At 71.2% G+C, this 12,636-nt stretch carries 10 protein-coding genes and 2 pseudogenes; 6 read left to right on the top strand and 6 right to left on the bottom strand.

What is annotated here, in order from left to right:
- A pseudogene (locus ABZ434_RS34490) lies at nucleotides 1-340 on the bottom strand (hypothetical protein); the annotation flags it as partial.
- Nucleotides 341-742: 402 nt separating this feature from the next.
- On the opposite strand from ABZ434_RS34490, the gene ABZ434_RS34485 reads away from it, so the two are divergent.
- A complete protein-coding gene (locus ABZ434_RS34485) occupies nucleotides 743-2,737 on the top strand; it encodes a translation factor GTPase family protein (RefSeq protein ID WP_359145515.1) in 1,995 nt (664 codons plus the stop codon).
- Nucleotides 2,738-2,783: 46 nt separating this feature from the next.
- Here the strand turns inward: ABZ434_RS34485 and ABZ434_RS34480 are convergent, their stop codons facing one another.
- Both ABZ434_RS34480 and ABZ434_RS34475 read right to left on the bottom strand, forming a co-directional pair.
- Nucleotides 2,784-3,623: a transglutaminase-like domain-containing protein gene (locus ABZ434_RS34480; RefSeq protein WP_359145518.1), complete on the bottom strand. Its 840-nt coding sequence runs from the start codon at nucleotides 3,621-3,623 to the stop codon at nucleotides 2,784-2,786.
- 4 nt (nucleotides 3,624-3,627) lie between these two features.
- A complete protein-coding gene (locus ABZ434_RS34475) occupies nucleotides 3,628-4,629 on the bottom strand; it encodes a GNAT family N-acetyltransferase (RefSeq protein ID WP_359145521.1) in 1,002 nt (333 codons plus the stop codon).
- A gap of 117 nt (nucleotides 4,630-4,746) precedes the next feature.
- Between ABZ434_RS34475 and fdxA (ABZ434_RS34470) the strand changes: the two genes are divergently transcribed.
- Nucleotides 4,747-5,067, top strand: a complete 321-nt coding sequence (fdxA, locus tag ABZ434_RS34470; RefSeq protein WP_018956287.1) for a ferredoxin — start codon at nucleotides 4,747-4,749, stop codon at nucleotides 5,065-5,067.
- Between the two features lie 117 nt (nucleotides 5,068-5,184).
- The gene (dapC, locus tag ABZ434_RS34465; protein ID WP_359145524.1) at nucleotides 5,185-6,279 is read left to right on the top strand and encodes a succinyldiaminopimelate transaminase; all 1,095 of its coding nucleotides are present in this window, start codon (nucleotides 5,185-5,187) and stop codon (nucleotides 6,277-6,279) included.
- Nucleotides 6,280-6,357: 78 nt separating this feature from the next.
- Here dapC (ABZ434_RS34465) and dapC (ABZ434_RS34460) read toward each other — a convergent pair whose 3' ends face one another.
- Together dapC (ABZ434_RS34460) and fdxA (ABZ434_RS34455) are read right to left on the bottom strand one after the other, a co-directional pair.
- Nucleotides 6,358-7,452, bottom strand: coding sequence for a succinyldiaminopimelate transaminase (dapC, locus tag ABZ434_RS34460; protein ID WP_359145524.1), 1,095 nt, complete (start codon nucleotides 7,450-7,452; stop codon nucleotides 6,358-6,360).
- Between the two features lie 117 nt (nucleotides 7,453-7,569).
- Nucleotides 7,570-7,890, bottom strand: coding sequence for a ferredoxin (gene fdxA / locus ABZ434_RS34455; protein WP_018956287.1), 321 nt, complete (start codon nucleotides 7,888-7,890; stop codon nucleotides 7,570-7,572).
- Between the two features lie 117 nt (nucleotides 7,891-8,007).
- Between fdxA (ABZ434_RS34455) and ABZ434_RS34450 the strand changes: the two genes are divergently transcribed.
- Nucleotides 8,008-9,009 carry a GNAT family N-acetyltransferase gene (locus ABZ434_RS34450; protein WP_359145521.1) on the top strand — a complete coding sequence of 334 codons (1,002 nt, stop codon included), beginning with the start codon at nucleotides 8,008-8,010 and terminating at the stop codon, nucleotides 9,007-9,009.
- Between the two features lie 4 nt (nucleotides 9,010-9,013).
- Nucleotides 9,014-9,853, top strand: a complete 840-nt coding sequence (locus ABZ434_RS34445; protein WP_359145518.1) for a transglutaminase-like domain-containing protein — start codon at nucleotides 9,014-9,016, stop codon at nucleotides 9,851-9,853.
- A 46-nt stretch (nucleotides 9,854-9,899) separates the two neighbouring features.
- Here ABZ434_RS34445 and ABZ434_RS34440 read toward each other — a convergent pair whose 3' ends face one another.
- The gene (locus ABZ434_RS34440; protein WP_359145515.1) at nucleotides 9,900-11,894 is read right to left on the bottom strand and encodes a translation factor GTPase family protein; all 1,995 of its coding nucleotides are present in this window, start codon (nucleotides 11,892-11,894) and stop codon (nucleotides 9,900-9,902) included.
- A gap of 402 nt (nucleotides 11,895-12,296) precedes the next feature.
- Between ABZ434_RS34440 and ABZ434_RS34435 the strand changes: the two are divergent.
- A pseudogene (locus tag ABZ434_RS34435) lies at nucleotides 12,297-12,636 on the top strand (hypothetical protein); the annotation flags it as partial.

The raw sequence follows: 12,636 nt of genomic DNA, 5'->3' as shown, positions 1-12,636 counted from the left end.
TCTCGTCGTCCTTGCCGGGCTGCCACTCGGTGACGGTCTTGGCGAGGGCGCCTCCGCCGGTGTGGACGCCGCCTTCGGGCTTGTCCTTCTTCCAGTCGTCCTTGCCGCTCTCGTCGTCCTTGCCGGGCTGCCACTCGGTGACGGTCTTGGCGAGGGCGCCTCCGCCGGTGTGGACGCCGCCTTCGGGCTTGTCCTTCTTCCAGCCGCCGTCCTCGCTGCTGGAGGACGAACCGCTGTCGTGCTCCCAGTCGCCGGCGGTCATGGCGTAGGCGGAGGGAGCGGTGATCGTGAGGACCGCCGTGACGGCGGCCGTGGCGAACAGTGTGCGGGCAGAGCGCATCTGAACACGTTTCCTTTCGTCGCAACTGCGGAGGGTGACGGGATGTCGACCCTGAGTGGCGCAGTGGCTACGTGATCCACCGTCAGCCCGGAGCCCGGAGCGCGCCATCGGAGAGCCCCGCATTTGAGCTACGGCGTGGGCTCATCGAGTGGCGAAGAACGGATAATCACCCGTTGGACGGCACGGCGCGCCGGGGAGAGGTTTGGCGGCGCCCGGTCCTCGTGTGCTGACGGAGCCTCACCGCGCGGCAGGACGCTCGGCGCCCGGTAAATGAGTTGCGTGGCCGGCCGGCCCCCTGTTGTACTCGCCGCATCAATCGACAGGACCAGGAGATATCGATGCGCCGATCTCACATGTTCGTCTCGACGGGAATTCACCCCACCGCTGAGAACATGGAGTTCTGTGCACACGCTGAATCTTGGAATTCTGGCGCATGTCGACGCCGGTAAGACGAGCCTGACCGAGCGGCTGCTCCACACCGCCGGAATCATCGACGAGATCGGACGCGTCGACGACGGGAACACGCAGACCGATTCCCTCGCCCTCGAACGGCAACGCGGCATCACGATCAAGTCCGCGGTTGTTTCGTTCGCCCTCGACGACGTCACCGTCAATCTGATCGACACGCCCGGCCACCCGGACTTCATCGCCGAGGTGGAACGGGTCCTGAGCGTGCTCGACGGCGCGGTGCTGGTCATTTCCGCCGTGGAGGGCGTACAGGCCCAGACCCGGGTACTGATGCGCACGCTCCAGCGGCTTCGCATCCCCACGCTCGTCTTCGTGAACAAGGCCGACCGGACCGGTGCCCGGTACGCGCAGGTGCTGCACGAGATCGCGGAGAGGCTCACGCCGCACGCGCTCGCGATGGGACCGGCCGTCACCGGCCTCGGTACTCGCGAGGCCCGCAGCCTGCCGTACGCCGACGGCGACCCCCGGTTCACGGACCGTCTCACCGATCTGCTCACCGAGCACGACGACGCCCTGCTGGCCGCTTACGTCGAGGGCGGCGCGGACCCGGCACCCGCCCGGCTCCGCGCGGAACTGGCGGCGCAGACCCGGCGGGCGCTGGTCCACCCCGTGTACTTCGGCTCCGCCGTCACGGGCACCGGCATCGCGGCCCTGACCGACGGGATCAAGGAGTTGCTGCCGGCGGCCGGGGGCGATGCCGACGGACCGGTCTCCGGCACCGTCTTCAAGGTCGAACGCGGCCGGGCCGGCGAGAAACTCGCCTGGGTCCGGATGTTCTCGGGAACCGTACGCACCCGCGACCGGCTGGCGTTCGGGCAGGGGCCCGGCGCCGTGTCCGAGGGCAAGGTGACCGGCATCCGGGTCTTCGCCGACGGCGCGGACGCGGACGCCGCGTCTGTGGGACCGGGCCGGATCGCCAAGCTCCGGGGACTCGGCGACATCCGGATCGGCGACGCGGTGGGCGGCATGCGTGCGGCGGCCACCGCGCACCACTTCGCCGCGCCGACGCTGGAATCCGTGGTGGTACCCGCTCCACCCGCCTCCCGGGGCGAACTGCATTTCGCGCTCGCACAGCTCGCCGAGCAGGATCCGCTGATCAATCTGCGGCAGGACGACATCCGTAAGGAAGTCTCGGTCTCGCTCTACGGTGAAGTGCAGAAAGAAGTCATCCAGGCGACGCTCTCGGACGAATTCGGAATCGACGTCACTTTCCGCGGAACCACGACCATCTGTCTGGAAAAGCCCTCCGGTTCCGGTGCCGCTTCCGAGATCATCGACACGGACGACAACCCCTTTCTCGCGACGGTGGGGCTGCGCGTCGATCCCGCCCCGCCCGGGAGCGGTGTGACCTACCGGCTGGAGGTGGAGCTCGGCTCGATGCCGTACTCCCTGATGAGAGCCGTCGAGGAGACCGTCGTCGAAACGCTCGGACAGGGCCTGCACGGCTGGCGCGTCACCGACTGCACGGTCACGATGACGCATTCCGGCTACTGGCCCCGCCAGAGCCATGCGCACGCCGTCTTCGACAAATCCATGTCGAGCACGGCGGGGGACTTCCGCAGTCTGACCCCGCTGGTCCTCATGGCCGCGCTCCGCAGGGCCGGCACGACGGTGTACGAGCCGATGCACCGCTTCCGGATGGAGCTCCCCGCGGACACCCTCGGACCGCTCCTGCCGGTACTCGCCCGCCTGCGGGCCGTCCCTGGCCCCCCGGCCGTCGACGGCGTCCACTGCGTGCTGGAGGGCGAGATCCCGGCCGCCCGGGTGCATGAACTCCAGCAGCGGCTCCCGGGCCTGACCCGGGGCGAAGGAGTGCTGGAGACCGCCTTCGAGACCCACCGTCCCGTCACCGGCACCTTCCCGGAGCGCTCCCGCACGGACCACAACCCGCTCGACCGGAAGGAGTACCTGCTGCACACCGCACGGTGAGGCGGGCGCGCGGCGGCCCCGGGGCCACCGCCCTCCGCGCGCGACGTCAGTTCAGCATCGCCCGGGCCGCCCGCGCGCTCCCGCGTACGGCCTCCGCGGTGGCCGGGTCGACGTCCGCGATCACCTGCGCGTACTCGTCCATCTCCGCCGCCCCGCGCAGGAACTCCCCGCTGCGGACCAGCAGCTGGGCCCGCTCGTAGCGCAGCCGGGCGGGGTGCGACGGCAGGAGCAGGGACAGCTCCACCGCCCACAGCCCCACGTCGGTGCGTTCCGGGCGGGCCGCCGCCCACGCCCGGATGTTGTTCAGGATCCGCAGCACGATCTCCAGCGGCTGCGCCGGGACCAGCATCGACGCCTCCAGCGGCTCGCCGGTCGCGCCCGCCACCAGAAGTTCCGCGTCCTGGTCCGTCAGCGGCCGGCCACCGGCGAACGGATCAGCCAGCACGCGCTCCGCCGGATCCCCGAACCCGACCACGAAGTGGCCCGGCAGCGCCACCCCGTACACCGGAGCGCCCGCCCGCCGGGCCACCTCGATCCACACCACCGACAACAGGATCGGCAGCCCGCGCCGCCGCCGCAGCACCTCGTGCAGCAGCGACGACTCCAGCCGCTGGTAGTCCGCCGACGAGCCCTCGAACCCGCACCGCTCACCCAGCAGTTCCGCCAGCGCCGACGCGCAGGCGCGACCTCCGCGCAGCCCGTACGGCAGCAGGCCGGCGAGCCGGTCCAGCTCGATCTGGGCCGCGTCCGTCGCGTCCGTGTCGAGCGCGGTATCGGCCTCCGCGCCCAGCAGCAGGCAGAGCAGCGCCAGGTCGGGCCGCTCCGCCCGCGCCTCCTCGGCGAACCTGCGGCGCACCTCGTCCCTGTCGTCCCTCCCGGAAGTCATCGCGTCACGCCGCCCGGAAGTGGTGGTAGAGGTGGTGCGTCGCGAAGCCCATCCCGTCGTACAGCGTGCGGGCGCCGTCGTTGTCCGCCTCCACCTGGAGCCACGCGGCCGACGCGCCCTCGTCCATCGCCTGCCGGGCCAGCGCCGTCATCACGACGGTGGCAAGCCCCTGCCTGCGATGCTCCGGGGCCACCTCGACGGCCATGAAGCCGGCCCACCGACCGTCCACGACACACCGCCCGATCGCGGCCGGCGCCTCGTCCGCCGCCCCGCCCGGCACGGTCGCGAACCACACCGAAGGGCCGTTGCCCAGCACGGCCGCCACCTGCGGGCCGGGCGTCCCGACGCGCTGGTAGCGGGCGAGCCACGCATCGTCCACGGTGCGGCTCAGCCGCACCCGCGACACCTCCGCCGCCAGATCACCGATCGGGGCCAACGGGGCGATCCGCACCTCCGCGCTCACCTCACGCCGCCAACCGAGACCCTCCAGCGCCGCGCACAACTCCTCCTGCGCACCCTCGGCGCCCGTCGCGGTCTGTACGTACGCGGGCAGACCCCGGTCGCCGTACCACTGCCTGACCCGCCCGAGCGCCGCGTCGAGCGGCACGCCCGGATCACCGAGCGGAAGCACGGAGTTGGCCCGCCGGGTGAAACCACCGGCGGCGCGCAGCAGCCAGTCGCCCAGCGGCTCGCTCTCCACGGGCTGCCAGGCACGCGCGCAGACCGGGGCGAGCTCGGCGAAGGAGGCCGCCGGACCGCGCCGACGGGCCGGGGCGGCCGGCACGACCTTGCCCGCCACCAGGGCTGATTCCGCGATGCGGACGGCCTCGCCGCTCTTCGGTGTGACCGACAGCACACCCGCGTTCCAGGATGTGAGAACACCGACCGTGTCGGTGAATTTCGGACCCTGGGAACCGTCTTCGGTCAGGCGCCGTACCGATACCCGTTTACCCACGTCAGCCGGTGCAATTCGGACCTCCAGCCGTCCGCCCATGGTGAATTCCACAGCTCTGTCCGCCCCTCCTGTTCGGATCGTGCCCGGGAACGGAGATACTAGGTGCGGGCATCGACGACGCCGCGCTCCCGCGCGAGAGCCAACGCCCTACCGAGGAGGAACGACAGCGTGACCTACGTCATCGCGCAGCCTTGTGTCGACGTAAAGGACAAGGCCTGCATCGAAGAGTGCCCCGTCGACTGTATCTATGAGGGCCAGCGGTCCTTGTACATCCACCCGGACGAGTGCGTCGACTGTGGAGCCTGTGAGCCGGTCTGCCCGGTCGAGGCGATCTTCTACGAGGACGACACCCCGGAGGAGTGGAAGGACTACTACAAGGCGAACGTCGAGTTCTTCGACGACCTCGGGTCGCCGGGTGGTGCCTCCAAGCTGGGTCTGATCGAGCGCGACCACGCGTTCATCGCCGCGCTGCCGCCGCAGAACCAGTAGCAGCGTCCCGGCACGTGCGTCACCTCGGTCCCGTACGGCTCGTCCCCGTACGGGACCGAGGTGTTTCCCGCGCTCCCGGGCCGCCCGCGTGAACCCCGTACGAGAAAGCAGAGATCCGTGTCCGCAGTCTCCTCCCGCCTCCCGGTCTTCCCCTGGGACAGGCTCGCGCCCTACAAGTCGACGGCCGAGAGCCACCCGGACGGCATCGTGGACCTGTCCGTCGGCACACCCGTCGACCCGGTGCCCGAGCTGATCCAGCAGGCGCTCGTCGCCGCGGCGGACAGCCCGGGATATCCGACCGTGTGGGGGACGGCCGCACTGCGTGACGCCCTGACGGCCTGGGTGGAGCGGCGGCTGGGCGCGGTCTCGGTGACGCACGAGAACGTGCTGCCCGTCGTCGGCTCCAAGGAGCTGGTGGCCTGGCTGCCGACCCAGCTCGGTCTCGGTGCCGGCGACAAGGTCGCCTACCCGCGGCTCGCCTATCCGACGTACGAGGTGGGCGCCCGGCTCTGCGGTGCGGAGCCCGTCGTCTACGACGACCCGACCGACCTCGACCCGTCGGGGCTGAAGCTGCTCTGGCTCAACTCGCCGTCCAACCCGACCGGCCGGGTCCTGGCCAAGGACGAGCTGACCCGGATCGTCGCCTGGGCGCGCGAGCACGACGTGCTGGTCTTCAGCGACGAGTGCTACCTGGAGCTGGGCTGGGACGCCGACCCGGTCTCCGTGCTCCACCCCGACGTCTGCGGCGGTACGTACGAGGGCATCGTCGCCGTCCACTCGCTCTCCAAGCGCTCGAACCTCGCCGGCTACCGTGCCGCGTTCGTCGCGGGCGACGCGGCCGTGCTGAGCGAGTTGCTGCTGATCCGCAAGCACGGCGGGATGATGACGCCGGCTCCCGTCCAGGCGGCAACCGTCGCGGCGCTCGGGGACGACACGCACGTGTCCGAGCAGCGCGCCCGGTACGCGGGCAGGCGCGAGGCCCTGCGCACGGCCCTGGAGGCCCACGGCTTCCGCATCGAGCACAGCGAGGCGAGCCTCTATCTGTGGGTGACCCGTGACGAGCCCTGCTGGGACACCGTGGCCCACCTGGCGGAACTGGGCATCCTGGTGGCGCCCGGTGACTTCTACGGGCCGGCGGGCGACCGCTTCGTACGGGTCGCGTTCACGGCGACCGACGAACGCGTGGCGGCCGCGGTGGAGCGGCTGGGCTGAGCCCGCAGCAGGGCGGACGCGCGAGGGCCTCGGGAGTGCGCACTCCCGAGGCCCTCGCGCGTCCGCCCTGCTGCGGGCTCAGCCCAGCCGCTCCACCGCGGCCGCCACGCGTTCGTCGGTCGCCGTGAACGCGACCCGTACGAAGCGGTCGCCCGCCGGCCCGTAGAAGTCACCGGGCGCCACCAGGATGCCCAGTTCCGCCAGGTGGGCCACGGTGTCCCAGCAGGGCTCGTCACGGGTCACCCACAGATAGAGGCTCGCCTCGCTGTGCTCGATGCGGAAGCCGTGGGCCTCCAGGGCCGTGCGCAGGGCCTCGCGCCTGCCCGCGTACCGGGCGCGCTGCTCGGACACGTGCGTGTCGTCCCCGAGCGCCGCGACGGTTGCCGCCTGGACGGGAGCCGGCGTCATCATCCCGCCGTGCTTGCGGATCAGCAGCAACTCGCTCAGCACGGCCGCGTCGCCCGCGACGAACGCGGCACGGTAGCCGGCGAGGTTCGAGCGCTTGGAGAGCGAGTGGACGGCGACGATGCCCTCGTACGTACCGCCGCAGACGTCGGGGTGGAGCACGGAGACCGGGTCGGCGTCCCAGCCCAGCTCCAGGTAGCACTCGTCGCTGAAGACCAGCACGTCGTGCTCGCGCGCCCAGGCGACGATCCGGGTCAGCTCGTCCTTGGCCAGGACCCGGCCGGTCGGGTTGGACGGCGAGTTGAGCCAGAGCAGCTTCAGCCCCGACGGGTCGAGGTCGGTCGGGTCGTCGTAGACGACGGGCTCCGCACCGCAGAGCCGGGCGCCCACCTCGTACGTCGGATAGGCGAGCCGCGGGTAGGCGACCTTGTCGCCGGCACCGAGACCGAGCTGGGTCGGCAGCCAGGCCACCAGCTCCTTGGAGCCGACGACGGGCAGCACGTTCTCGTGCGTCACCGAGACCGCGCCCAGCCGCCGCTCCACCCAGGCCGTCAGGGCGTCACGCAGTGCGGCCGTCCCCCACACGGTCGGATATCCCGGGCTGTCCGCCGCGGCGACGAGCGCCTGCTGGATCAGCTCGGGCACCGGGTCGACGGGTGTGCCGACGGACAGGTCCACGATGCCGTCCGGGTGGCTCTCGGCCGTCGACTTGTAGGGCGCGAGCCTGTCCCAGGGGAAGACCGGGAGGCGGGAGGAGACTGCGGACACGGATCTCTGCTTTCTCGTACGGGGTTCACGCGGGCGGCCCGGGAGCGCGGGAAACACCTCGGTCCCGTACGGGGACGAGCCGTACGGGACCGAGGTGACGCACGTGCCGGGACGCTGCTACTGGTTCTGCGGCGGCAGCGCGGCGATGAACGCGTGGTCGCGCTCGATCAGACCCAGCTTGGAGGCACCACCCGGCGACCCGAGGTCGTCGAAGAACTCGACGTTCGCCTTGTAGTAGTCCTTCCACTCCTCCGGGGTGTCGTCCTCGTAGAAGATCGCCTCGACCGGGCAGACCGGCTCACAGGCTCCACAGTCGACGCACTCGTCCGGGTGGATGTACAAGGACCGCTGGCCCTCATAGATACAGTCGACGGGGCACTCTTCGATGCAGGCCTTGTCCTTTACGTCGACACAAGGCTGCGCGATGACGTAGGTCACGCTGTCGTTCCTCCTCGGTAGGGCGTTGGCTCTCGCGCGGGAGCGCGGCGTCGTCGATGCCCGCACCTAGTATCTCCGTTCCCGGGCACGATCCGAACAGGAGGGGCGGACAGAGCTGTGGAATTCACCATGGGCGGACGGCTGGAGGTCCGAATTGCACCGGCTGACGTGGGTAAACGGGTATCGGTACGGCGCCTGACCGAAGACGGTTCCCAGGGTCCGAAATTCACCGACACGGTCGGTGTTCTCACATCCTGGAACGCGGGTGTGCTGTCGGTCACACCGAAGAGCGGCGAGGCCGTCCGCATCGCGGAATCAGCCCTGGTGGCGGGCAAGGTCGTGCCGGCCGCCCCGGCCCGTCGGCGCGGTCCGGCGGCCTCCTTCGCCGAGCTCGCCCCGGTCTGCGCGCGTGCCTGGCAGCCCGTGGAGAGCGAGCCGCTGGGCGACTGGCTGCTGCGCGCCGCCGGTGGTTTCACCCGGCGGGCCAACTCCGTGCTTCCGCTCGGTGATCCGGGCGTGCCGCTCGACGCGGCGCTCGGGCGGGTCAGGCAGTGGTACGGCGACCGGGGTCTGCCCGCGTACGTACAGACCGCGACGGGCGCCGAGGGTGCGCAGGAGGAGTTGTGCGCGGCGCTGGAGGGTCTCGGTTGGCGGCGTGAGGTGAGCGCGGAGGTGCGGATCGCCCCGTTGGCCCCGATCGGTGATCTGGCGGCGGAGGTGTCGCGGGTGCGGCTGAGCCGCACCGTGGACGATGCGTGGCTCGCCCGCTACCAGCGCGTCGGGACGCCCGGCCCGCAGGTGGCGGCCGTGCTGGGCAACGGCCCTTCGGTGTGGTTCGCGACCGTGCCGGGCGGGGCGGCGGACGAGGCGCCGGCCGCGATCGGGCGGTGTGTCGTGGACGGTCGGTGGGCCGGCTTCATGGCCGTCGAGGTGGCCCCGGAGCATCGCAGGCAGGGGCTTGCCACCGTCGTGATGACGGCGCTGGCCCGGCAGGCGATGGACGAGGGCGCGTCGGCCGCGTGGCTCCAGGTGGAGGCGGACAACGACGGCGCCCGCACGCTGTACGACGGGATGGGCTTCGCGACGCACCACCTCTACCACCACTTCCGGGCGGCGTGACGCGATGACTTCCGGGAGGGACGACAGGGACGAGGTGCGCCGCAGGTTCGCCGAGGAGGCGCGGGCGGAGCGGCCCGACCTGGCGCTGCTCTGCCTGCTGCTGGGCGCGGAGGCCGATACCGCGCTCGACACGGACGCGACGGACGCGGCCCAGATCGAGCTGGACCGGCTCGCCGGCCTGCTGCCGTACGGGCTGCGCGGAGGTCGCGCCTGCGCGTCGGCGCTGGCGGAACTGCTGGGTGAGCGGTGCGGGTTCGAGGGCTCGTCGGCGGACTACCAGCGGCTGGAGTCGTCGCTGCTGCACGAGGTGCTGCGGCGGCGGCGCGGGCTGCCGATCCTGTTGTCGGTGGTGTGGATCGAGGTGGCCCGGCGGGCGGGCGCTCCGGTGTACGGGGTGGCGCTGCCGGGCCACTTCGTGGTCGGGTTCGGGGATCCGGCGGAGCGCGTGCTGGCTGATCCGTTCGCCGGTGGCCGGCCGCTGACGGACCAGGACGCGGAACTTCTGGTGGCGGGCGCGACCGGCGAGCCGCTGGAGGCGTCGATGCTGGTCCCGGCGCAGCCGCTGGAGATCGTGCTGCGGATCCTGAACAACATCCGGGCGTGGGCGGCGGCCCGCCCGGAACGCACCGACGTGGGGCTGTGGGCGGTGGAGCTGTCCCTGCTCCTGCCGTCGCACCCCGCCCGGCTGCGCTACGAGCGGGCCCAGCTGCTGGTCCGCAGCGGGGAGTTCCTGCGCGGGGCGGCGGAGATGGACGAGTACGCGCAGGTGATCGCGGACGTCGACCCGGCCACCGCGGAGGCCGTACGCGGGAGCGCGCGGGCGGCCCGGGCGATGCTGAACTGACGTCGCGCGCGGAGGGCGGTGGCCCCGGGGCCGCCGCGCGCCCGCCTCACCGTGCGGTGTGCAGCAGGTACTCCTTCCGGTCGAGCGGGTTGTGGTCCGTGCGGGAGCGCTCCGGGAAGGTGCCGGTGACGGGACGGTGGGTCTCGAAGGCGGTCTCCAGCACTCCTTCGCCCCGGGTCAGGCCCGGGAGCCGCTGCTGGAGTTCATGCACCCGGGCGGCCGGGATCTCGCCCTCCAGCACGCAGTGGACGCCGTCGACGGCCGGGGGGCCAGGGACGGCCCGCAGGCGGGCGAGTACCGGCAGGAGCGGTCCGAGGGTGTCCGCGGGGAGCTCCATCCGGAAGCGGTGCATCGGCTCGTACACCGTCGTGCCGGCCCTGCGGAGCGCGGCCATGAGGACCAGCGGGGTCAGACTGCGGAAGTCCCCCGCCGTGCTCGACATGGATTTGTCGAAGACGGCGTGCGCATGGCTCTGGCGGGGCCAGTAGCCGGAATGCGTCATCGTGACCGTGCAGTCGGTGACGCGCCAGCCGTGCAGGCCCTGTCCGAGCGTTTCGACGACGGTCTCCTCGACGGCTCTCATCAGGGAGTACGGCATCGAGCCGAGCTCCACCTCCAGCCGGTAGGTCACACCGCTCCCGGGCGGGGCGGGATCGACGCGCAGCCCCACCGTCGCGAGAAAGGGGTTGTCGTCCGTGTCGATGATCTCGGAAGCGGCACCGGAACCGGAGGGCTTTTCCAGACAGATGGTCGTGGTTCCGCGGAAAGTGACGTCGATTCCGAATTCGTCCGAGAGCGTCGCCTGGATGACTTCTTTCTGCACTTCACCGTAGAGCGAGACCGAGACTTCCTTACGGATGTCGTCCTGCCGCAGATTGATCAGCGGATCCTGCTCGGCGAGCTGTGCGAGCGCGAAATGCAGTTCGCCCCGGGAGGCGGGTGGAGCGGGTACCACCACGGATTCCAGCGTCGGCGCGGCGAAGTGGTGCGCGGTGGCCGCCGCACGCATGCCGCCCACCGCGTCGCCGATCCGGATGTCGCCGAGTCCCCGGAGCTTGGCGATCCGGCCCGGTCCCACAGACGCGGCGTCCGCGTCCGCGCCGTCGGCGAAGACCCGGATGCCGGTCACCTTGCCCTCGGACACGGCGCCGGGCCCCTGCCCGAACGCCAGCCGGTCGCGGGTGCGTACGGTTCCCGAGAACATCCGGACCCAGGCGAGTTTCTCGCCGGCCCGGCCGCGTTCGACCTTGAAGACGGTGCCGGAGACCGGTCCGTCGGCATCGCCCCCGGCCGCCGGCAGCAACTCCTTGATCCCGTCGGTCAGGGCCGCGATGCCGGTGCCCGTGACGGCGGAGCCGAAGTACACGGGGTGGACCAGCGCCCGCCGGGTCTGCGCCGCCAGTTCCGCGCGGAGCCGGGCGGGTGCCGGGTCCGCGCCGCCCTCGACGTAAGCGGCCAGCAGGGCGTCGTCGTGCTCGGTGAGCAGATCGGTGAGACGGTCCGTGAACCGGGGGTCGCCGTCGGCGTACGGCAGGCTGCGGGCCTCGCGAGTACCGAGGCCGGTGACGGCCGGTCCCATCGCGAGCGCGTGCGGCGTGAGCCTCTCCGCGATCTCGTGCAGCACCTGCGCGTACCGGGCACCGGTCCGGTCGGCCTTGTTCACGAAGACGAGCGTGGGGATGCGAAGCCGCTGGAGCGTGCGCATCAGTACCCGGGTCTGGGCCTGTACGCCCTCCACGGCGGAAATGACCAGCACCGCGCCGTCGAGCACGCTCAGGACCCGTTCCACCTCGGCGATGAAGTCCGGGTGGCCGGGCGTGTCGATCAGATTGACGGTGACGTCGTCGAGGGCGAACGAAACAACCGCGGACTTGATCGTGATGCCGCGTTGCCGTTCGAGGGCGAGGGAATCGGTCTGCGTGTTCCCGTCGTCGACGCGTCCGATCTCGTCGATGATTCCGGCGGTGTGGAGCAGCCGCTCGGTCAGGCTCGTCTTACCGGCGTCGACATGCGCCAGAATTCCAAGATTCAGCGTGTGCACAGAACTCCATGTTCTCAGCGGTGGGGTGAATTCCCGTCGAGACGAACATGTGAGATCGGCGCATCGATATCTCCTGGTCCTGTCGATTGATGCGGCGAGTACAACAGGGGGCCGGCCGGCCACGCAACTCATTTACCGGGCGCCGAGCGTCCTGCCGCGCGGTGAGGCTCCGTCAGCACACGAGGACCGGGCGCCGCCAAACCTCTCCCCGGCGCGCCGTGCCGTCCAACGGGTGATTATCCGTTCTTCGCCACTCGATGAGCCCACGCCGTAGCTCAAATGCGGGGCTCTCCGATGGCGCGCTCCGGGCTCCGGGCTGACGGTGGATCACGTAGCCACTGCGCCACTCAGGGTCGACATCCCGTCACCCTCCGCAGTTGCGACGAAAGGAAACGTGTTCAGATGCGCTCTGCCCGCACACTGTTCGCCACGGCCGCCGTCACGGCGGTCCTCACGATCACCGCTCCCTCCGCCTACGCCATGACCGCCGGCGACTGGGAGCACGACAGCGGTTCGTCCTCCAGCAGCGAGGACGGCGGCTGGAAGAAGGACAAGCCCGAAGGCGGCGTCCACACCGGCGGAGGCGCCCTCGCCAAGACCGTCACCGAGTGGCAGCCCGGCAAGGACGACGAGAGCGGCAAGGACGACTGGAAGAAGGACAAGCCCGAAGGCGGCGTCCACACCGGCGGAGGCGCCCTCGCCAAGACCGTCACCGAGTGGCAGCCCGGCAAGGACGACGAGA

Origin of the sequence: Streptomyces sp. NPDC005761, assembly GCF_040630635.1 — a bacterium.
Lineage (GTDB): Bacteria > Actinomycetota > Actinomycetes > Streptomycetales > Streptomycetaceae > Streptomyces.
This window is presented reverse-complemented; position numbering and strand designations above follow the sequence as displayed.

Excerpts from the sequence above, each read along its gene's own strand:
- ABZ434_RS34480 (WP_359145518.1), bottom strand. The coding sequence starts at position 3,623 with ATGACTTCCGGGAGGGACGACAGGGACGAGGTGCGCCGCAGGTTCGCC.
- ABZ434_RS34445 (WP_359145518.1), top strand. The coding sequence starts at position 9,014 with ATGACTTCCGGGAGGGACGACAGGGACGAGGTGCGCCGCAGGTTCGCC.